A 24,198-nucleotide genomic window follows, 5' to 3' on the forward strand; every position below is an offset into this window, starting at 1 on the left:
AAGATTCTGATAGAAACGGCTGAGATCGCGTAATTCTTGATAAAGCGCTTCTTGGACATAGCTTGGTTTACGATTGAGGATGAACTGAGAAGCAGCTAGTTTTTCAGCGTCAATCTTATCGGTTTTACGTACTCGTAAGCTATCTAGTTGTTTTTTGGATTCTAAGGGATTGAGCCGTGTATAAGCGTAACTATTATCCTCAAAGAAGGCCTGAAGACGACGAGAATAGACACCAGTCGCCTCGAAGACAATCTCTGGATCGTGAACAGTCTTCAAGTCCCCAAGTAGTCGATTAAATCCGATGGCATCATTGGGAATGGTATAGCCATGTACTTTTTCTCCATTGACCAAGATGGCCACTTCTGAACTTGCTTTACTCACGTCAATCCCAAAAACTACTCGCATGATATTACCTCTTTGTCTTGAATGATTCCTTGCTTTAGTGATGTCATTTTCAATACTCGACGTTTTTCGTCCCACATACTTTGATAACATTCTTCCTAAAACAGGTGTCTTGTCAGTTTTAGTTACGACGTCTAGCGCCAAAGGACTTATCGACTTAACAAGACACCACTACTTTAACATAACGAAAAAGTAGTGAGTACTTTCTCCCGTCGGAGATTTCCTCACTACTAATCTTAGTATGTTTTAGTTTTACCTTAATTCGTTTATTGTTGTAGTAATCAATGTAGTCCACAATAGCTTGTTCCAATTGATTAAGTGATTTAAACGTCTTCTCGTAACCATAAAACATTTCCGCTTTCAAAATGCCAAAGAAAGATTCCATCATGCCGTTGTCTGGGCTGTTGCCTTTACGTGACATAGATGGCTGAATTCCCTTACTCTCTAAAAACCTGTGATAAAAATCGTGTTGATATTGCCATCCTTGATCACTATGGAGAATAGTATTTGTGTAATGTTCCTCACTGAAGGCCTGGTTTAACATAGCTTTCACTTGTTCTAAGTTTGGTGAAGTTGAAAGATTATAGGCGATAATTTCGCTATTAAAGCCATCTAAAACTGGTGATAAGTAAAGCTTTTGAATACTTGCTGGAATGGCAAATTCTGTCACATCTGTGTAGCACTTTTCCATTGGTTTGGCTGCTTCAAATTGGCGTTGAATAAGGTTATCTGCTTTCTTGCCAACGTCTCCTTTATGAGAAGAATATTTCCGTTTATGACGAATTCGAGCACTTAAACCAAGGATTTTCATCAGACGTTGGACCTTCTTATGGTTTACTATATGACCACGATTCCTCAATTCAAGAGTTATTCGGCGATAGCCATAATTTCCTATGTGCTCAGTAAAAATAGCTTGAATTTCAGCTTTAAGATCTTTATCTTTGTCAAGCCCATCTAGTTCCTTCAACTGATAGTAGTAAGTTGAGCGAGGTAAACGAGCCACTTCAAGAAGTAAATCTAGTCGAAATCCTTCTGAAGCCATTTCTCTAATTGTCTCTGCCTTTCTCGCTGTATGGCTTCGTCCCTGTCTTCCGGCTCTTTTAACTTTTTTAAGTAATCCACCTCGGTACGTAAGAGTTCATTCTCCTCTTGGAGTCGCTCTAGTTCTGTCATTTCTTCCCAAGTTTTCTTACGTTTACGTCCCATTTTAGGTACTCTCCCTCTTGTTTTCTCAACAATAGTATACCCGTTTTTCTTGTATTGTGCTAGCCAATTAAGAAGTATCGTACGACTTGGGAGTCCGTATTCAAGTGAAACTCTATCTTTAGTTCAGCCTTCATGTAAGACTTTATTAATCATTTCTTGTTTTAAATCAGGAGAATAGTAACGATTTTTTCCTTTTTTGACGAACTCTATTCCGTAACGATCAATCAATTTAATCATGTACCTAATATTAGAATTGTTTATCCCAAATTTATTTGAAAGCTTCTCTAAGCTATAGCCTTGTTTTCTAAGTTCATAGATCTGAACTTTATCATCATAAGTTAATTTCATAATAAAAATACCCCAAAAGTTAGATTTTTTCTGTCTAACTTTTGGGGTTCAGTTCAATATGATGCGTTTTTTGATTTTAAAGACTTTTTGCCCAGACTCGTTGAATGTGCTCAATTTGTTCTGAGTTTAAGTGTTTAGGATAGAAGAGTTTTTCAGGAGCCTTGCTATAGAAGGTTCTGCTACATACTCTACAAGCCAGCTCATGACTGACTATTATTTCGGTTGTATAAGATAAAAATAGTTTTTACCTATGTTTAAAACTCAAAGCATTCTAATTTGGAGATTATATCAAATACATAAAGCAAAATGCAACTAGATTATTGAGGAAATGTAAAAGAATAGAATTCCAAAGATTGTCAGAAGTCTTATACCTTATACCAAATGCCAACCCCATACCTAAATAGGTGATAAAACTAGGAATCGTATAGGGGCCATGTAGATAAGCAAAGAGAACCGATGTGGCAACCAAGCCAATATATGTATTCTTAAATACTGTCCCTTGTAACAGTCCTCGCATAAAAATTTCTTCCGTTACTGGTGCTAAAATACAGAGATCTAGAAAGAGCACAGGCAATGAAAGTGATAAACTTTGAATTGATTGAGTAGTGTCTGATTGGGTAGGTCCTAAAAAATTGACCAACATATAAAATAAGAAAAGCAAGGCGTAGGAGAGAAGCCACTTCAACATATCTTTTAGGCTGATTTTTCGAATGTGAAACAGGTCATACTTTCTTCCTACATAAAAAAATATTGCAAGCTCAACAAATGTAAAAATGATTGAGAGGGCTAATGAATTTGTCCTCATGACTTTGTCAGCTATACTCAAATGTATTGGAATGAAAATCAAAATCAAGAAAAAGGTCATCCAACGCTTATACATGATCCACCTCACTAGTATTTAATTACATATATTATACTACTTTTTTGTGATAGGACAAGTCACAAGTGAGGTGATTGATGCAAACATCCAGAGGAAAATCTCTGGATGTTTTTACATATGTTTCAAACGCTCAATCCGTTCTGAGATTGGCGGATGAGTATAGAAGAGTTTTTGCAAGCCACCTCGTTTTTGAGGATCGTTGATGTAAAGTGCACTGCTAGCATCATCCACATGATGACTCATAGGCTGACTATGGTCCAGCTTACGAAGGGCATTGATCATACCTTGAGGATTACGAGTCAACTCTACACTGGAAGCATCTGCTAAAAATTCTCGCTGACGAGAGATGGCTAGTTGTACCAAGGTTGCTGCTAGGGGAGCCAAAATAATTGCTAGAAGAGAAACAACTAGCATAATAATTTCAAGTCCACCACTATCTCGGTCATCACTTCTACGACCACGGCCTGCACCACCCCACCACATCATACGACCTGCCATACTAGAAAGCATGGTGATAGCACTAGCAAGGGCAACCGCGATCGTAGAAATACGAATATCATAGTTACGAATGTGACTGACTTCATGACCAATAACCGCCTCTAACTCTTCACGATTCATAATTGCAAGGAGTCCTGACGTTGCTGCTACCGCTGCATTTTGGGGATTTGAACCCGTAGCAAAGGCATTTAAGCTGGCATCATCGATGATGAAGACACGTGGCATAGGGATTTGCGCCACCATAGCCATATCTTCCACGACATGATAGAGAGTTGGTGCTGTCTGCTCATTTACCTCACGCGCACCATTCATGGACATGACAATCTCTGTTGATTGAAAAATCATGGACAAGGCATAGATAAAGCCGATAATCAGAGCGATAACTAAGCCACCAAGACCAGACCGCATAAAGAGGTAACCAATTGCATAGCCAACAAGAGCTAAAAGTAGGAAAAATACCAGCAACAAAATCCAAGTTCTTCGCTTATTACTCGCGATTTGATCATACAACATCCTAGTCACCTAAACCACTAAAATCAACCTTTGGTACTGCCTTTTCTTCTTCAGGTGTTTGAAGGAAATCAGCCACTTTAAAACCAAAGAGTCCAGCAACTAGGTTGCTTGGGAATGTTTCTAATTTAACATTATAGTTGCTAACAACACTATTGTAGAGTTGGCGAGAGTAAGAGATTTTATTTTCAGTATTGGTCAACTCCTCTTGCAACTGTGCAAAGTTGCCACTCGCTTTTAGGTCTGGATAATTTTCTGCAACTGCAAAGATTCCTGAAACCTGACGTGTAAGAGCATCACTAGCCTTCATAGCTTCTGCTGGTGAAGTTGCTGCTGCTACTTGATTACGAAGTTCTGCAACTTTTTCAAGCGTTGAACCTTCATACTTTGCATATCCTTTCACGGTCTCAATCAAGTTTGGCAAGAGATCGTTACGACGTTTCAACTGAACATCAATCTGACTCCATGCCTCTTTAGTTTGCATGCGATTTTTAACCAATCCATTATAGGTAATAATCACAAAGATACCAATAAGAGCAAGAACTCCAAGAATAATCCAATTCATCTGATATCTCCTTTCTGTTTTTAGATTAGTACCAGTATATCAAATTTCTATCTTTTTGTGGTAAAATAAGATGACACTAAAGAAGGAAACTACTATGAAACCAGAAACTTTTTACACATTACTTGCTGAACAAAATATTATTCTTTCTGACCAGCAAAAAGTTCAATTTGAGCGTTATTTTGAACTTTTGGTCGAATGGAATGAAAAGATCAACCTGACTGCTATTACTGAAAAGGAAGAAGTCTATCTCAAACACTTCTATGATTCCATCGCTCCTATTTTACAGGGATTGATTGAAAACCAGCCTATTAAACTCTTAGACATTGGTGCTGGAGCAGGTTTTCCTAGCCTCCCTATGAAGATTCTCTATCCTCAGCTAGATGTAACCATTATTGATTCCCTCAATAAACGAATTAACTTTCTGAATCTATTAGCCCAAGAACTAGGGTTAGAAAATGTTCACTTCTATCACGGACGTGCCGAAGACTTCGCCCAAGGTAAGAACTTCCGTGCTCAGTTTGATATCGTTACAGCTCGTGCTGTTGCCCGTATGCAGGTCTTGTCCGAGTTGACTATTCCCTACTTAAAAGTCGGTGGAAAATTGCTAGCACTTAAGGCTAGCAATGCCCCAGAGGAATTAACTGAGGCTAAAAATGCCCTTAACCTTCTCTTTAGTAAGGTTGAAGATAATCTCAGTTACACACTCCCTAACGGAGACCCTCGCTACATTACTATTGTCGAGAAGAAAAAAGAAACTCCAAATAAATACCCAAGAAAGGCTGGCATGCCTAACAAACGTCCGCTTTAGAAAGATTAAAAATCTGCAAACTCACACCTCACTTTCTTATTTCTTAGCTCGGAAAAAAATGATTTACAAAATCATACCTCGCTTTCTTATTTCAAAGCTTGGGAAAAAATGATTTACAAAATCATGCCTCGCTCTCTCATTTCATGGCTCGGGAAAAAATGATTTACAAAATCATACCTCGCTTTCTCATTTCATGGCTCGGGAAAAAATGATTTACAAAATCAAACCTCGCTTTCTTATTTCAAGGCTCGGGAAAAAATGATTTACAAAATCAAACCTCGCTTTCTTATTTCAAGGCTCGGGAAAAAATGATTTACAAAATCATTTTTTTCTGCTATACTATCCTAAGCAAAGGTTTTTAATGTCATCCCGTGAGGTGACGAAGGCGCAGATCTATATAAAACTCTTTAAAACTTGATAAAGGAGTCTTGTTTTAGAGAGGTCTTACTCTGGGAGCCTATTGCTATAAAATAATGGGCTCTTTTTTGATGCCCAAAAGTGAGGTTAATATGAAACAGGAATCATCTGTTGATTTGTTACTTGACGTTGACCAACGTCCTTCGGCTGGAAAAGGAATCCTTCTCAGCTTCCAGCACGTGTTTGCCATGTTTGGTGCAACCATCTTGGTACCTTTGATCTTGGGAATGCCTGTATCGGTTGCCCTTTTTGCATCAGGTGTAGGAACACTCATTTACATGATCTGTACTGGCTTTAAAGTTCCAGTTTATCTGGGTTCTTCTTTTGCCTTTATCACAGCTATGTCACTTGCCATGAAAGAAATGGGTGGCGATGTATCTGCTGCTCAGACAGGGGTTATCCTGACTGGTTTTGTTTATGTCCTTGTTGCTGCAAGTGTTCGATTTGCAGGTACAAAATGGATCGACAAACTCTTACCTCCAATCATTATCGGACCTATGATTATCGTAATCGGTCTAGGTCTTGCAGGTTCAGCTGTAACAAATGCTGGTCTTGTTGCTGATGGCAACTGGAAAAATGCTCTTGTAGCTGTTGTCACCTTCCTCATTGCTGCCTTTATCAATACAAAAGGAAAAGGATTCCTACGAATCATCCCATTCCTTTTTGCCATTATCGGTGGTTACCTCTTTGCTCTAGCTCTCGGCTTAGTTGATTTCACTCCTGTTCTTGAAGCTAACTGGTTTGAAATCCCTGGTTTCTACCTACCATTCAATACGGGTGGTGCCTTCAAACAATACGACCTTTACTTCGGTCCTGAAACAATTGCCATCCTACCAATCGCAATCGTAACGATTTCTGAACATATCGGAGACCATACCGTTTTAGGTCAGATCTGTGGACGCCAATTCTTGAAAGAACCTGGTCTACACCGTACTCTTCTTGGTGATGGTATCGCAACATCTGTTTCTGCCTTCCTTGGTGGACCAGCAAATACAACCTACGGTGAAAATACAGGGGTTATCGGAATGACTCGTATCGCTTCTGTCTCAGTTATCCGTAACGCTGCCTTTATCGCAATTGCCCTTAGCTTCCTTGGTAAATTTACTGCATTGATTTCAACAATTCCAAACGCTGTACTCGGTGGTATGTCTATCCTTCTATACGGGGTTATCGCAAGTAACGGTTTGAAAGTCTTGATCAAAGAACGTGTTGACTTTAGCCAAATGCGCAACCTTATCATCGCAAGTGCCATGTTGGTGCTTGGACTTGGTGGTGCTATCCTTAAACTTGGACCAGTTACCCTTTCAGGTACTGCCCTATCAGCTATGACAGGTATCATCCTAAACTTGATCTTGCCATACGAAAACAAAGACTAATCCATATAGAATCAACAAGAGGTCGGGACCAAAAATTCCGACCTCTATTTTTATTCACAAGAAGATTTTGATACAGTGACTCATTGGACTGTTGTCAAAAAGTTTGATTTCTTAATTTCCCCAAGTAATCAAGAGATACAAGAGACTAGAGCCAAACATATCAGCAAGAGCATGCATGAGAAAGAATGGAAGTAAATTCTTGACTACATACTTGTACAAGAAATAATAAAAGAGACCGTAAACAAGCCCAATCACCAAGGCCCAAAGCAATCCTTGATAGGTATGGAAAGAAATCCGTATAATTACCGAGTAGACTAGAGCTAACCACTTGTGCTTTTCTTTTACTGAAGACAGTAAGCCTAGGAAGAAAAATTCTTCATAAAAACCATTTAGAAGAGCATAACCAATGGCCATTGGTGTTAAAGCCATGAATTTTCGAATGATTTCCATGGGGTCTATAAAAGGGATCAACTGAGGATTAAAATAATTATACTCACCACTAAGGGTTGTAATGATATCACCAAAGATACCAACTACAGCAAAGATAAGGGGAACCCAAATTAAAACAGACCAGCTCCAACGTATAGGAAGCTGTTTAAAATCATAATTTCGAATCACAAGATAAAGGAAGGTAATCCCTAACATCATCAATTGAAAATTGAAATTACTAGAATAAGCTGCTCCATCACTTGCTACATTTGTCGTAGTTCCTGCCACGCTAGTAAGAGTTGAGGGCAATAAACTTTCCATAAATTGCTGGGTAGAACGAATGATAAACTCTCCAAACATTAAAACAGTGATGATGAGGATATCGAACCATTTTAAGTATCTTAAAGGTTTTGATGGATGAATACTTTGTAGCAAATTCATATTTCCTCCTTTCTCTTTAAATGTAGGGATTGATTATAAACATTCATTCTTAAAGTTATATGAACCAACTTGCTGGAAAATTAAAAAACAGCCTTATCAAAGACTGGTTTAATCCATTAAACGGAATGATGTTTCTTTTCAAGCATTAAATCCTTCAATGAAATGATAGTCACAGCTAGTAAAATCATTGCCATACCAAGAAAATCTACAAGATAAAAGATATCCCCCATAATCATGAAGGCAAAAAATACTGCCGAGATAGGCTCAATCGAAGCCAAAAGGCTCGACTTGACTGGTCCTATCATACTAGCTCCCTTGAGGAAGGCTGTATAGGCAAAGACCGTTCCAATCAGAATGATGCCGGCAAAAGCTAGAATGGTATCAAAAGATAAGGGAATGCTAGCCCCGATAAGCCCTGTAAAAGGCACTGCTAGTATACCAGAGATGATCATTCCAACACCAATAACCAAAATGCTCCCCCATTTTTGAATCAATTTTATGGGTAAAATGATATAAAGAGCATAGGTTAGGGCCGAGAACAAACCCCAAAATAGACCAGCTGGAGTCATCGAGAGTTGATCCAATTGCCCATGTGTTGCAATAAGAAAGGTCCCACCTATAGCTAAAAACATAGAGATGATTTCTGAAAGCGTCGGAGCCACCTTATCCTTGATACAAGTGTAAGCAAGGATTCCAACTGGACAGACATACTGAAGTACTGTCGCTGTCCCAGCATTTGTCTCCTGAATAGCTGATAGATAAGCTAATTGATTTAGAAAAAGACCAAATAAAGAAAATAGCAAGAGAGAAAACAGGCTTGATTTATCCTTCAGAAAAGCCATAAATTTATCCCTTGATTTAGTATAGGCCAGAAGAACCAAGAGTAATCCAGCGATTATCAAACGGATATTGGTCAGAACGAGAGCTGAAATCCCGTGAACCATCAAGTACTGACCACTGGTTCCCGATAAGCCCCAGGCAATACCTGCAATGACTGTATAAAGAGTTCCTTTTAAAGCTTTTGACATACTTCCTCCCTAGTCTGCCTCTCGAATCAAGTCCATAACCTGATTACGGTCCAATATCCACTGGGCACGCTCATCTTTTTCATAGGTTCTGTTAGATAAAAAGATTACCGCCTCTTGTTTCTTACGATTCCACATGATAAAGGTCCCAGTATAGCCTGTATGGTCCAGCCAATCACCTTCAAGATTCCAGGCCAATGAGCGTTCTTTATCACTCAGATCCGAAAAATTCTGACTTAAGTCTGCAGCAAAATCATCCTGCAAATAATGCTCCAGAAAAATCTTTAAATCCTTGACAGTTGAAAATAAACCTGCACTACCTGCGTGTTTCCCAAGCAAACGAGCCTTGGGATCATGGACCACTCCTGCTTTCTGTCCACGGACCGTTGGAACAGCACGGCTAACTGGACCAAACTGAGTTTCCTTCATTCCCCAAGGATCCAAAACTTGCTCTTGTAAAATCTGATCCAAGTCCTTTTCAAAATAGTTTTCCAAGAGAAAACCTAGCAAGAGAAAGTGCACATCCGAATAAAGAAAGGCTCTCTTCTCTCGTCTATTAAGATGAAACATGGCGTTCCTCAACTGGTCTGCTGAGAGCTGATCCCTATTGGGGATATAGGGGTCCAATTCTGTCGCATGCGTTAGGAGTTGACGAACAGTGATGTCTGGATAATCTACTTCTGGAAGATAGTCTCTTATGGAGTTATCAAGCTCAATCTTACCTTCTTTCCACAAGAAGGTTAAGACCGTTCCTACTCCAACAACCTTGCTGACACTTGCCAAATCATAGACCAAGCCCTCACGCGTCTGCTCACCAATTTCTGGATTTGCTTCTCCTAGATACCAGTCAGACCAAACGCCATCCTGATAATATGCAAAAGAGGCACCAGGATAAATCCCCGCCTCAATTTGTTGCTTTATTTTTTGAATGATTTTTTGTTTCATACTGCTTCAAACCACAATTCAATATTGTTGGTATCCTTAGTGAGGAAAAACTTCTCTGATTTTGGAATAAAGTAACCGGCTTCTTCAAATCTCTGACGCAATACAGGCAAATCTAAATTCTCTACTTGAAATTTTAACATGGACAAGTCCCAAGTTATATTATTTTCAACCAATAAATCGCTCCCTTGAGCTTGATTAAAAGCTAGTCGGTTTTCGACTTCTTCTTTTTCAAGCAGGCTTGATGTCTCATCTGGCAAGTTAATTTCCACCGAGATTTCAAAGGCTGTCAAATATCTCAGTTTCTCATCTATTGAAAAAGTGACTTCTTCCTCAACTTTTTTCAAATCTTTGATATTATCTTCAGCATGAATAAGAATACAATCCCCTTCTGGAGAAAGAAGCTCAAAAGCATATCCCTTAGCTCCCTTATAGAGTTGAGGGATTTCTTCCATTCTAGCTAGTAAGGCTTCAATCTCAGATGGCTTCTCTACCTTTACAAGTAATCTAGCTAATTTTTTAATCCCTTCAACCTTACGGCTCCTCATACTTGGTGACTCTTCTAAAACTAACTTTTCAATGCCTGACTGGTCTCCTAGTGATAAGAAGGCTGACTCTTCAAGCAAAGGTTTCATCCCCAAAGTCTCAATATAAAATGATTCATTTAGATTTCTATTATTTACCTTTAGCGTCGGGATCATACGCTTTATTTGATTTACAATCATAAATTCCTCCAACACTTTTTATTTTAAAGGATTTTATCTTTTTTTACAAGTTATTCAATAAAAAACTTTAACTATATTAACTCCTTAAATAAATCAACCCCTTCTGCTAATAGAAGGGGGACTGGTTTGTTTTTACTAAAATACCTTATTTAGTCTTTCCAAGCTAATTCTGCTTGGAGACCATAATGGTCGCTCACCTGTGGGCTGTTTTTACCATCAAAGACCACGTGAAGGTTTTCTACCTGCATATCCTTTGTCGTAAAGATATAATCGATTCGAAGAGGTTCGCTGTTTCCCTTCCAACCATCAATTTCAGGTGGAACGGTGTAGCTACCACTTCTTTCTTTTGCAGCTTCAAATGCATCTTGTAAGTTTAGTGGACTAGCTAAAATAGCTTGGTAGCCCTCTTGACCTGCAGGATTATTAAAATCACCTGCTAGCAAGAGTGGCTTATTCAATTCTTTCAGAACTGCTTCAAAGCGCGCCCATTCCTCTTGAAAGCCTTTATCCCACCAAGAGAGATGGACACTGGCAACTGCAAGTTCTTTACCTTCAACTACTGTCTCTGCTAGAGCAACACGACGAGTGTGGTAATCTGTCGGATCATCGACATCTGAAACCAAAATTTCACGAGCTTCAATTGGTGTTTTAGATAGGATTGCCACACCCTCATGATAGCGATCATAACCGATATGGTTGTAGGCCCAAGTCCAATAATAGTTTTGACCTTGCTCAGCCAACTTCTCTACCAAAAGTCGCACATAGTGGTCTTGATGAATCGGCTCAGCCGATGGTAATGGCTGATAAAGTGCACCAGCTTCTACTTGCGCTGAGGTGATTTCCTGGTTGATTTCCTGAAAACAAATCAAATCATAACTGTTTTTAAGTATATCTTGAAGTAAAAGTTGGAACTTTTGTTCAGGATCTTTTTCCATCCAACTATGGGTATTGAGTGTTAAAAACTTCATGCTTTTCTCCTATAAACAAGAGGTTGGAAACAGCTTCCAACCTCCTAAATATTACAATTCTACTTTTGCAACTGCTGTTTTAGCAGCAAGAGAACCTGTTTGTTCTAATTTAACTGATTTGATCGCATCACCATTTGTGAAGACAACTACTGTTGAAGTTTCACGTCCTGCTGCACGGATAGCATCCAAGTCAGCTGTGACAAGAAGATCACCTGCCGCAACTTTTTGTCCTTCAGCAACATGAACTGTAAATGGTTTTCCTTCAAGACTTACTGTGTCCAAACCAATGTGAACAAGTACTTCAAGGCCTGCTTCAGTCACAAGACCAAGAGCGTGTTTAGTTGGGAAGATACTTGATACAGTACCTGATACTGGAGATACAATGTTTCCGTTTGCTGGTTCCACCGCAAATCCATCACCCATCATTTTTTGAGCAAATACTGGGTCTTTTACTTGTTCCAAGGCAACCACTTGACCGTCAGCAACTGAATAAACTTCTTCAGTTACACCTTTATATACAACAGCATTTTTAGAAGATGATGCTATTTGACTTGGAAGAGTTTCAGGAATCACTTCACCTGAGTCAAGAAGGTCTTGGATATCTGATTTCAAAACGTCAGCTTTAGGTCCGTAGATAGCTTGGACACCTTGTCCTTTCATGACAAGTCCCATAGCTCCTTCAGCTTTCCATTGTTCCTCTGTTCCAACTTTTCCAGCGTCTTTTACAGTAACACGAAGGCGAGTCATACATGCGTCCACATCAACGATGTTAGCACGTCCACCAAGAAGGTTAATGATGTTAACAGCTTGAGAAGCTTCTGCAACTTTTGACTCACCAGAAGCAGCAGATTCTGATGAACCTTCAGCAGTTTCGTAGTTTCCGTTACGTCCTGGAGTAGCATAGTTGAATTTTTGAATCATGAAGTTGGCGATGAAGTACATGATAACTGCAAATAGCGCTGTTACCCAGATAAAGTTAATAATATCCATACCAAGACCCGCATTGATCGCCATTGGTGTACGAGTCAAGAATTCGATAGAACCGAATGAGTGCATACGCAGGTTAACCACGTCAGCCATAGCAAAGGCAGCACCTTGAACTACTGAATAAACAAGATACATAGGTGTTGCAACAAACATGAACATATATTCAATTGGCTCAGTAACACCAGTCAAGAAAGTTGCAAGAGCTGTCGCAATCATCATTCCTTTGTATTGGTGTTTCTTGTCTGCTTCAACATTACGGTAAATAGCAACAGCCACACCCATCAAAATACCGAATGAACCAATCATTTGTCCAACTTTGAAACGAGCTGGATGTACTGTATCTAACAAGTGTTGGTATTGACTAGCATCAGTACCTTTAAGGTTTACAAGGTCTGTTACCCATGCAAGCCAAAGTGGGTCTTGACCAAATACTTGAGTACCTTTAGCTGCACCAGTTAAAATGTCATAAGTACCACCAAGAGCTGTGTAGTTCATTGGGATAGTCAACATGTGGTGAAGACCAAATGGCAAGAGCAAGCGTTCCAAAGTACCATACAAGAATGGTGCAAGGATTGGAGCAGTTTCTTGTGAGTTGGCAATCCAGATACCGAAGTTGTTGATACCTGTCTGAATCAGTGGCCAGAAAGCTGAAAGAAGAATTGCAGCGATTGCTGAGCGAAGAATAACTACAAATGGTACAAAACGTTTCCCGTTAAAGAATGAAAGGGCATCAGGAAGTTTACGGAAGTTGTAGTATTTGTTAAAAGCAGTCGCTCCAACAAAACCTGAGATAATCCCTACAAATACCCCCATGTTAAGAGCTGGTGCCTCAAGTACGCTAATGAAGTAATCAGAAACCTTGATAGATCCACCAAAGATTGTTGAAACCATAGCGTTAGGATCCTTCAACATATCCCCTGATACACCGAAGATTGTACCAGTGATACGGTTAATAAGGATAAATGCAAGACCTGCCGCAAAAGCACCACCAGCACGTTCCTTAGCCCAGCTTCCTCCAATAGCAAGGGCAAACAAAATATGAAGGTTACCGATAACTCCCCAACCAATTTGCTCTAGTACGCCACCAGTAATAACTAGGGGAGCAAGGTTAGGGTCAATCATTGCAAGTGACTTACCGATTGAAATCATCAATCCAGCCGCCGGCATAACAGCGATAACCACCATTAGAGCCTTACCGAATTTCTGCCAAAATTCGAAAGACAAGACATTTTTGAATGTATCTTTCATCATTCAAATCTCCTTTATATTTATTCGGCAAACGTTTTACGAAAACGTTTGCGCATGTTTATGTTTTAATTTTACCACTTTTTATTTTTTTGTAAAGGCTTTTATAAAAAAATTTTGACTTTTTCTTTCGTTTCACTTTCTAGGCACGCTCTCTCTTACTGACCTTTTTTGAGTTTGCGGGTCTTTTCTGATATAATATTAGCTATGAAATCCTATAATACCTTGAATGATTATTATCGAAATTTATTCGGAGAAAAAACTTTCAAAGTTCCTATCGATGCTGGCTTTGATTGCCCCAATCGCGATGGAACTGTAGCACATGGGGGCTGTACTTTTTGTACGGTTTCTGGTTCTGGAGATGCAATCGTTGCTCCTGATGCTCCTATTCGCGAGCAATTCTATAAAGAAATTGACTTTATGCATCGTAAGTGGCCTGAAGTTAAAAAATATTTGGTTTACTTCCAAAATTTTACCAATACACATGAAAAGCTGGAAGTGATTCGCGAACGCTATGAACAAGCTATCAATGAACCTGGGGTTGTCGGCATCAATATCGGAACTCGACCAGATTGCCTTCCTGATGAGACAATTAAATACTTGGCAGAATTATCAGAGCGAATGCATGTTACCGTAGAGTTAGGCTTACAAACTACTTATGAAGAAACTTCAGAATTGATTAACCGCGCCCACTCCTATGAACTCTACGTGGAGACAGTCAAACGACTTCGAAAGTATCCGAAGATTGAGATTGTTGCCCATTTGATCAATGGTTTGCCCGGAGAAACTCATGACATGATGGTGGAAAATGTTCGGCGTTGTGTAAGGGACAATGATATCCAAGGAATTAAACTTCACCTACTTCATCTCATGACCAATACTCGGATGCAAAGGGATTATCATGAAGGTCGTTTACAGCTCATGAGTCAGCATGAATATGTCAAGGTCATCTGTGACCAACTAGAAATTATTCCCAAACATATCGTTATCCATCGGATAACTGGAGATGCACCTAGAGATATGTTGATCGGTCCTATGTGGAGTCTCAATAAATGGGAAGTTCTAAATAGCATTGAGGCTGAAATGAGACGACGCGGTAGCGTCCAAGGATGCAAGGCTGTAAAACAGGAGTTTATGAATGAAAAGACCACTTGAAATGGCGCATGATTTTCTTGCCCAAGTCATCACCCAAGAAGATATTGTCGTTGATGCGACCATGGGAAATGGCCATGATACCCTTTTTCTAGCTAAGTTAGCTAAACAAGTCTATGCTTTCGATATACAGGAACAAGCTCTAGAAAAGACTAGCCAACGTCTCCAAGAAGCTGGTTTGACCAATGCAGAATTAATCCTACAAGGTCATGAAACCGTGGATCAGTTTGTAACTGAGGTGAAAGCAGCCATCTTTAATCTTGGTTATCTTCCTTCAGCTGATAAAAGCATTATCACCCAACCTCAAACAACTATTAAAGCACTGGATAAACTTTGCCAAATGCTAGTTAAAGGTGGACGAATAGCCATCATGATTTATTACGGGCATGAAGGCGGAGATATTGAACGGGATGCAGTCATGGATTTTGTCAGTCACTTACCACAACAAGAATATACTGCTACGATCTATCGCACTCTCAACCAGATCAACAATCCACCGTTTTTAGTCATGATTGAAAAATTAGAAAGGTATCGACATGGATAAACAATACCTACGAGATAAAATAGAAGCTCTTCGCCACAACTTTGTAGAATCAACCCAACATGAACGGGCAGTTGGTATGTTAGATGAAGCTCATATGAGCAAGAAGATGCTGAAAATCAAGAAGAAAATGATAACACTTGAAATGGAGCGTTGTCAGAAGAAAATCGAGCACAAGGACTGCTCGAAGATTGATCAAAAAATCCAAGAACAAAAGGAACTTTTTGAAGCTTGTCGAAAACAAAAATAAGGAGGTAGAAGATGGATTTACTTTTTTATCTCTTGATATTTTTACTTGTTCTCATTGTTTCTAGTACGACCAATAAACTTCTTCCCTTTTTACCCATGCCCCTGATTCAGATTCTTCTGGGAATCGGACTTGGTCTTTGCTTACCCAACAACCAATATCACTTAGATACTGAGTTGTTTCTAGCTTTAGTCATTGGTCCACTACTCTTTCGTGAAGCTCAAGAAGCAGATGTAACCTCTATCCTAAAGCACTGGAGAATCGTTCTCTATCTGATTTTCCCCGTCATCTTTATATCTACTCTAAGTATGGGAGGACTTGCCCATGTCCTTTGGGCGAGCTTACCATTAGCTGCCTGCCTAGCCGTAGGGGCTGCACTTGGTCCTACTGACCTGGTTGCCTTTGCTTCCCTTTCTGAACGGTTTACATTTCCAAAACGAATTTCAAATATCTTAAAAGGGGAAGGCTTGTTAAATGACGCTTCTGGGCTAATTGCTTTTCGTGTAGCTCTCATCGCATGGACAACAGGGACTTTCTCACTTACCCAAGCTGGTACTTCATTAGCAATTTCCATCATTGGAGGTTTTGCAGTTGGCCTTATAACAGCCTTCATTAATCGCTCCCTTCACTCCTTCCTCCTCAGCGTACGAGCTACTGATATCGCCAGTGAACTCTTGCTGGATCTCAGTTTACCACTTTTAACATTCTTCATAGCTGAAGAGATTCATGTTTCTGGAATTATTGCGGTCGTTGTCGCTGGTATTTTAAAAGCTAGTCGTTTCAAGAAAATAAATCTGCTTGAAGCCCAAGTTGATACTGTTACAGAGACTGTATGGCACACTGTTACCTTTATGCTTAATGGTTCTGTCTTTGTTATTTTGGGAATGGAACTGGAGATGATTGCGGAGCCAATTCTTAAGAGTGCTTTTTATAACAATGTGCTCCTTCTCATCACTATCTTCCTCTTAACCTTCCTACTCTTTGCCATCCGCTTTCTCATGATTTACGGCTTTTACGCGTTTCGAATAAAGAAACTTCAAAAAAGTCTCCACAAGTATGTCAAAGATATGCTTCTCTTGACATTTTCTGGAGTTAAAGGAACGGTTTCTATTGCTACCATCCTCTTGATACCATCTAACTTAGAGCAGGAATATCCGCTCCTTCTCTTCCTCGTAGCTGGTGTAACCCTGGTCAGTTTCCTTACTGGATTATTGGTCTTGCCACACCTTTCTGAAGAGCAAGAACCATCTAAGGATCATCTCATGCACATCGCTATCCTAAACGATGTTGCCATGGAGTTAGAGAAAGATTTGGAACATACTAAAAACAAGGTTCCCCTCTATGCTGCTATCGATAATTATCACGGACGGATTGAAAATCTCATCCTCAGCCAAGAAAACAAAGAAATCCAAGAAGACTGGGAAGCTCTTAAACTCTTGATTCTCAGTATCGAGAACGATGGTTTGGAACAGGCCTATGAAGAAGGCAAAATCGGTGAAAGAGGTTATCGTGTTTATCAACGGTACTTGAAAAGCATGGAGAACAATATTAAGCGAAACTTTGCTTCTCGCCTAACCTACTACTTCCTAGTTTCTATCCGGATTGTGCGTTTTCTCCTTCATGAATTGCTCACATTTGGAAAAACCTTCCGTTCTTGGAGAGACAAGGGAAATCAAAGACTACTAGCCATCGATTATGATCAGATTGCAGAGCTCTACCTAGCCAACACTGAAATCATCATCGAAAGTTTGGAAAACCTGAAAGGGATTTATAAGAGTTCCTTGATTAGCTTTATGCAGGAATCACGTCTCCGTGAAACCAGTCATATTACCAGTGGTGCCTTTGTGGAACGGGTTATCAATCGTATCAAACCCAATAACATTGATGAAATGTTGAGAGGCTACTATCTAGAACGTAAGTCTATCTTTGAATACGAAAAACAAAAACTCATCTCAGCCCAGTATGCCAAAAAATTACGACAAAATGTAAACAACCTAGAAACCTATTCTCTAAAAGAAGCAGCCAACACACTACCTTATGATATGATGGAATTAGTTCGCAGAAATTAAGATTTAGGTTATTATTGTGGAGGATTATGCAATGAAAAAGTTGTGGAAACAACTAACCAATAGGCCTTTATTGAAAGCTTTTTTGCACTACTATCGTGTTTCAGATATTGAATTAACTAGTGTAGCCGTGGCCTATTATTGGTTGATTTCAATCTTCCCCTTACTTATGATAGCTGTCAATATCTTGCCTTATTTTCAAATTCCAATCTCTGATTTCTTGATCACACTAAAGGAATTTTTACCAGATACGATCTATGATGTAGTAGCAAAGATTGCTCGAGAAGTACTGACTCAACCATCTGCTGGTCTCTTGAGCTTTGCAGTTATCTCATCCCTTTGGACCTTCTCAAAATCCATGAATTTCCTCCAAAAATCTTTTAATAAAGCTTATGGAATTGCTAAAAACAGAGGGCTTATTTCCCATCAACTGATGAGTCTCCTGGTTAGTTTGGGATTACAGATTCTCTTTGCACTTGCTCTATTCCTAAGTATGTTTGGTCATATGTTATTGGATCTGTTAAAAAACTACTGGAAATCCGAAAGTTCTCTATTTGCATATTTACAAGATTTTACAGGACCGCTGATTTATGCCTTTCTGTTTGCGATCTTGATCATGCTCTATTATTTCCTTCCGAATGTAAAAGTCGGTCGTATTCGTTACGTACTTCCTGGAAGTCTGTTCGTACTTCTTACTCTCATATCTCTATTAACGATCTTTTCAGCTTACTTCAACAATTATGTTAACTATCTAGTCGACGTTCGATTTTTCAGTTCCATCATCGTTGTTGTCATGATGTTCTGGTTCATTATCATTGCCAAGATATTGATTATCGGTGCAGTAATCAATGCCAGTGTTCAAAGCCTAAAAGACTCGGACTTTAAAGCAAATCAATAATTTTTTATCGATTAATACTCAATGAAAATCAAAGAGCAAACTAGGAAGCGAGCCGCAGGTTGCTCAAAACACCGTTTTGAGGTTGTGGATAGAACTGACGAAGTCAGCTCAAAATACTATTTTGAGGTTGCAGATGGAAGCTGACGTGGTTTGAAGAGATTTTCGAAGAGTATAAACAAATCAATCCCCCAGCTATTTGATACTGGGGGATTTTTGAATTAGTTACTTTATTGTCCACTAGTGAGGGCTTGCAATTCTGTTTTTAGATACTGAGCCAAATGTTGGTGAGCAAAAATATTGGCATTTTTTTCTGCGGTAGGATTGTAGTTGGTGTTGGTATTTACATCATAGACATAAATATCTCCACTCTCTGATTGAACCCATTCAATCGCCGCAACTTCAATCTGAGCATTTTTCAAGAAATTCTCATAAGCTTCTCTTCGGCCATCTGGTAGAGGTTCTGTAATCTGGAATTTCTCAGATGTTTCCAGTTGCTCTGGTCTCTTACCGATTTGGCAACCATCTGCTGGGCACAGTTGGAAACCATCTGAAGAATCGATTGAAACAGTATAAAGGAACTTCTGGTTGATAAACTCTGAACGACGGATACGTCCATCACTTGGCTTGATGTAGGCTTGTAACAAGGTAATACCGTCCACTGAAGGTTCAAAGAGGGGACTATTGACATAGGCTTCAAGTTCTTCTTCATTTTGAAAGAGTTGAACCCCCAATCCTTTACCTGCTCGATTATGTTTGGTAATCAAAGGATAGATGTTCAATTTTCTTGCTGCTTCAATAATGTTCTCTTGCCCTAAAACCGCAACTGTTGCAGGAGTCTCGATACCAGATTCGTTTAACTTCAAATATTGTTTGACTTTACTGATTTCTAGGTTGATAGCACCGGTACCATTCACAACTTTGCGTCCGTGTGTTTCTAACCAAGTAATCACTTGCTCTGTAAATTCTGGCGCATAACGATGTCCTCTTGTGTGAGAAGAGGCAGACATACGATTGTAAAAGATACCTTGCGGCGGTGGGCTTTGCAAATCTAAAACCCCACTAGACAAATCCCACAGTTCATAAGGGACTTCTAGTTCTTCCAACCATTTGACCAAATGCTGGGTCCATTCAAGATTCTCATGGATTACATAAACTTTTGCTTCACTCATTTTTCATATCTCCTTAAGAAAAGCTGACTGATAATTGGCTTTCCTTTTCTTCTTTTAAAATATATCCTTCTGTTTTTTCGATAACGCTAACTGTTAAGATTTGACCCAAAACATTGATCATGGTACGGCCGGCATTGACAAAAAAATCAACTGCAAAAATCAAGGCCACTCCTTCAACTGGCAAGCCCAATTAAGGTGCTGCAGCTAGTAGAACTACGATAGCTCCTGATGGCACAGTTGCTGCAGTTTTTCCAATCAAAGTCAACAATAAAACAGTAAACAAGAGACTTGATAAAGAAAATTGAATACCATAGGCGTGGGCGATAAAGATTGTCGCTACTGAGAAATAAACTGCTGCTCCCTCTAAGTTAAAAGTATATCCTAAAGGAACAACTAAATCAATTGTATACTCGTCATGCCACTGTTTTTTTCAAATCTTTAAGTAGTGATGGCAAGACAACACTAGAACTACCCGTAACAAAGGCCAGTGTCAAGAGACTCCAATTTTCACGAAAGGCTGACAAATACGGAACTTTAAAGAAGACTACAATCAAAGGGAAAATAAGGAGAACCAAAACAGCATAAGCCAAATAAGTTCCAATGACAAACTGACCAAGTCCAATCAATTTATCAAGGCCAGTAGTGGCAACATCTTTGGCGATAAATCCAAAAATCCCAATCGGTGATAGTTTAACAATCACTGCAACAATCTTATAGATGGCTTCAATCCAGATTTGGAAACCTTGGATAATTTTCTGAGATTTCTCTGATTTAAAATTCCCGATTCCGTAACCAAGAAAGATGGCAAAAACGATAATTGGCAAGAGGGCACCTTCTGAAAGCGACTTAACGATATTTGATGGAATGAAACCAAGCAAAAATTCGCTGAATTTTACATTGTTGGCAATCCCATCAAGATTTCCACCAGTTTGACCAATATTCACTCCTTGACCAAATCCTAAATAGTAACTAGCAAATACAAACAATAGGGTAATAGCAGTTGTTACTGCGAAAAAGTAAACCAAGCTCTTGGTCAATATTTTTCCAAAAGATTTTTTCCCGATAACACCGGCTACTGCAACAACGATGGTTGGGAAGATTAGCGGAATGATAACCATATTGATCAATTTAATAAAGGCTTGTCCTAAAAATTGATAAAAGCCTGCAAATTGTGGCCAGATGACTGCAGCAATCACCCCCAAGACCAAAGCCACCAATAATTGAATTCCTAGTGAGAGTTTTGACCATAAAGTAACTAATTTCATAAGAAACTCCTTTGTTTTATTTGCTACTCATTCTACTACTATTCTTCACTTCTGACTAATATATATTTTCTATGTTGAACATAAAAAAGATTTATATTGAGAGTTCAAACTATCATCGTACCGAACACATGATTCATTCTGTTCAAGCAGGAATTATAAAATCTGTTTCTTACCAATGATTTTTTGCTAAAACAGTGATAAATCAAGGAATTTACTTTTCTATTCTCAAAATTTTATGATACAATAATGGTATGATTTTAATGAAACTTGCTTCCATCTTGCTTTTGGTACTAACCTTAGCTCTGGCGATTATTTTAAGCAGACTCTTTAAGTTAAAGAAAAGGGGCATCAATGCTGCTGATTTAGCTTTTCCTTTTCTAATTTTTGAATATTATTTGATTACGGCTAAGATGTTTACACACAATCAACTTCCAGTATTGGGAACGGCCTTATCAATACTAGCAATTGTGTTGGTCTTTTTCTTCTTAAACAAAAGACGTAGTTTTTATTATCCAAAATTTATTAAATTCTTTTGGCGAGCTGGATTTTTACTAACACTGCTCATCTATATCATCATGATTGTTCAAATTTTCGTGATGAAATAGTCAACTATTACAATATAGCCCACCAGCACCTCGATTTTGGCCACTAAATGTTCCATCTGAGGCACTTTTCTGATAAAATTATAAAAAAGTTAAAATAGGAGATAAATCAAGTGAAAAAAACGCTCTTGGCAAGTGCCATTACGCTTTCAGTATTTGGTCTAACAAGCAACCTTAGCTATGCTGAGGAAAACCAAGCACAGTCTACCCCAGTAGAAACAACACACAGTGAAACCTCTACTGACAAAGTGGAGAAAAACAGTCTCCCAGCCAAGGAAACTGAACCTTCAACTGAGGCAAATGCCAATCAAACAACAAATCCAGCTAAGAAAGAAGAAGACAAGGCTCCTGAAGTCCAAAAAGATGGTTGGGTATTCGAGGAAAATATCTGGCGCTTCTATGAAAATAATGCCCCTGTTCTAAACTGGAAAAAAATCCACGGGAAATGGTACTACTTCAACAAAGATGGAATCATGTTGAACGATACTATTTTTGATGGATATATCCTGACTAGTAGCGGGGCTATGGTCGATTCTGGTTGGAGTAAACTCCAAGATAAATGGTATTACGCTAACGCTTATGGAAAAATTTCTCAACAGAAATGGGAAAAGATTGGTGGTGTCTGGTACTATTTTGACCAAGACGGTATCATGCTCAGCAACACAATTTTTGACGGCTATCTGATAACGAATAGTGGAGCCATGGCTGAGAATGCTTGGGTAAAACAAGATGGACAATGGTACTATGCACTTGCTTCTGGTAAAGTCATCAAAAACAAGTGGGAAAAAATTGGTGGTTCTTGGTACTACTTTGACAAAGATGGTATCATGCTAAGTAAGACAATTTTTAACGGATACCTTCTCTCCAATAGTGGAGCTATGGCTGAAAGGTCCTGGGTTTATTTAGAAGGAAAATGGTACTTTGCCCAAACATCTGGTCGTCCAACTCAAGAAAAATGGGAAAAAGTCGGTAGCTCGTGGTACTATTTTAACAAAGAAGGTATTATGGCCAATAACCAATGGATTGGTAGCTACTATCTAAAAGCTAGCGGAGCTATGGCCGAAAAAGAATGGATTTTCGATAAAAACTATAATAGCTGGTTCTACTTAAAATCTGGTGGTGCATATGCAGCGCGTGAATGGATTGGCTCTTACTACCTCAAGTCAGGTGGTTACATGGCAAAAAGTGAATGGATATTTGATAACTACTATAATGCTTGGTATTACCTGAAAGAAAATGGCGTCTACGTTACTGGAACTCAGAAAATAAACGGTCAAACTCATTTATTCCAGAGTAACGGAAAATGGATTGCTGAAATTCCAGAAAGTCGTGGATTTGAAAAAGGGAAATACACAAAAACTGTTTTCTTAGATCCAGGTCACGGTGGAAAAGACCCTGGTGCTGTTTATTATAACACTCAGGAAAAAGACCTAACCATGCAAATTTATCAAAAACTACGTAAGGAACTCCAGGGTCTTGGTTATACCGTTCTTTCTTCGAGAGATAGTGATGTCTATGTCGACTTTGTCACTGAACGTTCAAAAATGGTTAACAAAACGGACTCAGACATATTCATCAGTATTCACTTCAATGCAAGCGGAAATCCTGCTTCAGGGAGATCTGGTATTCAAACTTACTCTTACGAAGAAGACAGTGGCTATCGTGCTAAGATCAACCCATACTGGCATAACCACCCTGACCGTATCAGTGAAAGCAATCGCCTGGCTGCCGATATCCACTCTTCACTACTAGCTGAAACTGGTGCTAAGGATGCAGGACTCCTACAAAGTAGTTTTGCTGTCCTTCGAGAAACTGATAAACCAGCTGTTCTATTGGAATTGGGCTATATTGATAATTTCAATGAGAATCAACAAGTCCGCAGTGATGCCTACCAAAACAGATTGGTTGCAGGTATTGTCAAAGGGATTCAAAAATATTACGCAGGTCAATAAAGAAAAAGTCTCGAGAAACCTCGAGATTTTTTGTATTATTCTTCTAATTTGTTGGCTTCAGGAAAGAGAAAACCAATCCCCACACAAGCCAAGACTCCAGCGCCGATAACTATACCACTTGAAAGTGGCACGATATAGTCTTGTTCTTGTTTCAATTGGCTATAATATTTTTGCCCCCTTTTGCTTACTACTAAAGTTTGATATACTCCCCTTATAGTGGACAGTGAAAAAACAAAATTTCACTAGAAACTACAGGGGGAGTTTTCGTATGGCAAAAAGAGGTCCGAAATCAGTGGAGGAGAAGTTAGAAGTTGTTCATCTTTACCTTGAACAAGGGAAGTCAATATCTATTTTGACCAAAGCATTTGGAGTAAATGGTGACACAATCAGAAATTGGATTCGTAAGTATCAAACAGAGGGTGTAGAAGGGCTCAAGGAGCGTCATAGCTGGAAGAAATATAGTTCAGAGTTAAAAGAAAAGACTGTAACAGATTATCTTGCAGGTAGAGGTAGTTTATCTAGGATCAAATTTTC

At 39.1% G+C, this 24,198-nt stretch carries 20 protein-coding genes and 3 pseudogenes; 10 read left to right on the forward strand and 13 right to left on the reverse strand.

The annotated features are described in order from the left end of the window. The 5 genes and pseudogenes from GEZ89_RS07890 to GEZ89_RS07910 all read right to left on the reverse strand — a co-directional run. The coding region (locus GEZ89_RS07890; RefSeq protein ID WP_153225614.1) for an IS110 family transposase at positions 1 to 405 on the reverse strand (405 nt) is incomplete at its 3' end. A gap of 154 nt (positions 406 to 559) precedes the next feature. Continuing rightward, a pseudogene (locus GEZ89_RS07895) lies at positions 560 to 1,956 on the reverse strand (IS3 family transposase). 283 nt (positions 1,957 to 2,239) lie between these two features. Beyond that, positions 2,240 to 2,836 (reverse strand): CPBP family intramembrane glutamic endopeptidase, encoded by a 597-nt coding sequence (locus GEZ89_RS07900; RefSeq protein WP_049549073.1) that lies wholly within the window; start codon positions 2,834 to 2,836, stop codon positions 2,240 to 2,242. A gap of 111 nt (positions 2,837 to 2,947) precedes the next feature. Further along, positions 2,948 to 3,847 (reverse strand): zinc metalloprotease HtpX, encoded by a 900-nt coding sequence (htpX, locus tag GEZ89_RS07905; protein ID WP_049549072.1) that lies wholly within the window; start codon positions 3,845 to 3,847, stop codon positions 2,948 to 2,950. Position 3,848: 1 nt separating this feature from the next. Next, entirely contained in the window at positions 3,849 to 4,409 is a 561-nt protein-coding gene (locus tag GEZ89_RS07910; protein ID WP_049549071.1) for a LemA family protein, read from the reverse strand. Between the two features lie 94 nt (positions 4,410 to 4,503). On the opposite strand from GEZ89_RS07910, the gene rsmG reads away from it, so the two are divergent. Then, positions 4,504 to 5,217: a 16S rRNA (guanine(527)-N(7))-methyltransferase RsmG gene (gene rsmG / locus GEZ89_RS07915; RefSeq protein WP_049549070.1), complete on the forward strand. Its 714-nt coding sequence runs from the start codon at positions 4,504 to 4,506 to the stop codon at positions 5,215 to 5,217. Between the two features lie 509 nt (positions 5,218 to 5,726). Continuing rightward, the gene (locus GEZ89_RS07920; protein ID WP_194251849.1) at positions 5,727 to 7,010 is read left to right on the forward strand and encodes a uracil-xanthine permease family protein; all 1,284 of its coding nucleotides are present in this window, start codon (positions 5,727 to 5,729) and stop codon (positions 7,008 to 7,010) included. A gap of 111 nt (positions 7,011 to 7,121) precedes the next feature. Here GEZ89_RS07920 and GEZ89_RS07925 read toward each other — a convergent pair whose 3' ends face one another. The 6 genes from GEZ89_RS07925 to GEZ89_RS07950 all read right to left on the reverse strand — a co-directional run bounded on the left by GEZ89_RS07925 (position 7,122) and on the right by GEZ89_RS07950 (position 13,778). Next, positions 7,122 to 7,880: a CPBP family intramembrane glutamic endopeptidase gene (locus GEZ89_RS07925; RefSeq protein WP_153225616.1), complete on the reverse strand. Its 759-nt coding sequence runs from the start codon at positions 7,878 to 7,880 to the stop codon at positions 7,122 to 7,124. 116 nt (positions 7,881 to 7,996) lie between these two features. Further along, the gene (locus GEZ89_RS07930; protein ID WP_153225617.1) at positions 7,997 to 8,908 is read right to left on the reverse strand and encodes a DMT family transporter; all 912 of its coding nucleotides are present in this window, start codon (positions 8,906 to 8,908) and stop codon (positions 7,997 to 7,999) included. Positions 8,909 to 8,917: 9 nt separating this feature from the next. Then, positions 8,918 to 9,850, reverse strand: coding sequence for a serine hydrolase domain-containing protein (locus tag GEZ89_RS07935; RefSeq protein ID WP_153225618.1), 933 nt, complete (start codon positions 9,848 to 9,850; stop codon positions 8,918 to 8,920). Next, positions 9,847 to 10,572 carry a CppA N-terminal domain-containing protein gene (locus GEZ89_RS07940; RefSeq protein WP_153225619.1) on the reverse strand — a complete coding sequence of 242 codons (726 nt, stop codon included), beginning with the start codon at positions 10,570 to 10,572 and terminating at the stop codon, positions 9,847 to 9,849. The genes GEZ89_RS07935 and GEZ89_RS07940 overlap by 4 nt, the downstream gene beginning before the upstream one ends. A gap of 149 nt (positions 10,573 to 10,721) precedes the next feature. Further along, complete coding sequence (locus GEZ89_RS07945) at positions 10,722 to 11,540, reverse strand: endonuclease/exonuclease/phosphatase family protein (protein WP_153225620.1); 819 nt, start codon at positions 11,538 to 11,540, stop codon at positions 10,722 to 10,724. Positions 11,541 to 11,591: 51 nt separating this feature from the next. Further along, entirely contained in the window at positions 11,592 to 13,778 is a 2,187-nt protein-coding gene (locus tag GEZ89_RS07950; RefSeq protein ID WP_153225621.1) for a PTS transporter subunit IIBC, read from the reverse strand. Between the two features lie 201 nt (positions 13,779 to 13,979). Between GEZ89_RS07950 and GEZ89_RS07955 the strand changes: the two genes are divergently transcribed. The 5 genes from GEZ89_RS07955 to GEZ89_RS07975 are packed head-to-tail and all read left to right on the forward strand — an operon-like array spanning position 13,980 to position 18,676. Further along, positions 13,980 to 14,927 (forward strand): TIGR01212 family radical SAM protein, encoded by a 948-nt coding sequence (locus tag GEZ89_RS07955; protein WP_153225622.1) that lies wholly within the window; start codon positions 13,980 to 13,982, stop codon positions 14,925 to 14,927. Then, complete coding sequence (locus GEZ89_RS07960; RefSeq protein ID WP_153225623.1) at positions 14,911 to 15,468, forward strand: tRNA (mnm(5)s(2)U34)-methyltransferase; 558 nt, start codon at positions 14,911 to 14,913, stop codon at positions 15,466 to 15,468. Before GEZ89_RS07955 ends, GEZ89_RS07960 begins: the two co-directional genes overlap by 17 nt. Beyond that, a complete protein-coding gene (locus GEZ89_RS07965; protein ID WP_075231833.1) occupies positions 15,461 to 15,715 on the forward strand; it encodes a hypothetical protein in 255 nt (84 codons plus the stop codon). The genes GEZ89_RS07960 and GEZ89_RS07965 overlap by 8 nt, the downstream gene beginning before the upstream one ends. Before the next feature lie 11 nt (positions 15,716 to 15,726). Next, positions 15,727 to 17,781 carry a cation:proton antiporter gene (locus GEZ89_RS07970; protein WP_153225624.1) on the forward strand — a complete coding sequence of 685 codons (2,055 nt, stop codon included), beginning with the start codon at positions 15,727 to 15,729 and terminating at the stop codon, positions 17,779 to 17,781. A 31-nt stretch (positions 17,782 to 17,812) separates the two neighbouring features. Continuing rightward, a complete protein-coding gene (locus tag GEZ89_RS07975; protein WP_153225625.1) occupies positions 17,813 to 18,676 on the forward strand; it encodes a YihY/virulence factor BrkB family protein in 864 nt (287 codons plus the stop codon). 227 nt (positions 18,677 to 18,903) lie between these two features. Here the strand turns inward: GEZ89_RS07975 and GEZ89_RS07980 are convergent, their stop codons facing one another. Further along, complete coding sequence (locus tag GEZ89_RS07980) at positions 18,904 to 19,845, reverse strand: ATP-grasp domain-containing protein (protein ID WP_153225626.1); 942 nt, start codon at positions 19,843 to 19,845, stop codon at positions 18,904 to 18,906. 13 nt (positions 19,846 to 19,858) lie between these two features. Continuing rightward, positions 19,859 to 21,110, reverse strand: a pseudogene (locus GEZ89_RS07985) (dicarboxylate/amino acid:cation symporter). 251 nt (positions 21,111 to 21,361) lie between these two features. Between GEZ89_RS07985 and GEZ89_RS07990 the strand changes: the two are divergent. The 3 genes and pseudogenes from GEZ89_RS07990 to GEZ89_RS08000 all read left to right on the forward strand — a co-directional run. Beyond that, positions 21,362 to 21,715, forward strand: a complete 354-nt coding sequence (locus GEZ89_RS07990) for a DUF3397 domain-containing protein (RefSeq protein ID WP_083301295.1) — start codon at positions 21,362 to 21,364, stop codon at positions 21,713 to 21,715. 110 nt (positions 21,716 to 21,825) lie between these two features. Then, positions 21,826 to 23,664, forward strand: a complete 1,839-nt coding sequence (locus tag GEZ89_RS07995) for an N-acetylmuramoyl-L-alanine amidase (RefSeq protein WP_322741500.1) — start codon at positions 21,826 to 21,828, stop codon at positions 23,662 to 23,664. Positions 23,665 to 23,932: 268 nt separating this feature from the next. Continuing rightward, positions 23,933 to 24,181: pseudogene (locus GEZ89_RS08000) on the forward strand (transposase); the annotation flags it as partial. Between the last annotated feature and the right edge of the window lie 17 nt (positions 24,182 to 24,198).

This window comes from Streptococcus mitis (assembly GCF_009496285.1).
GTDB classification, from domain to species: Bacteria; Bacillota; Bacilli; order Lactobacillales; family Streptococcaceae; genus Streptococcus; species Streptococcus mitis_BP.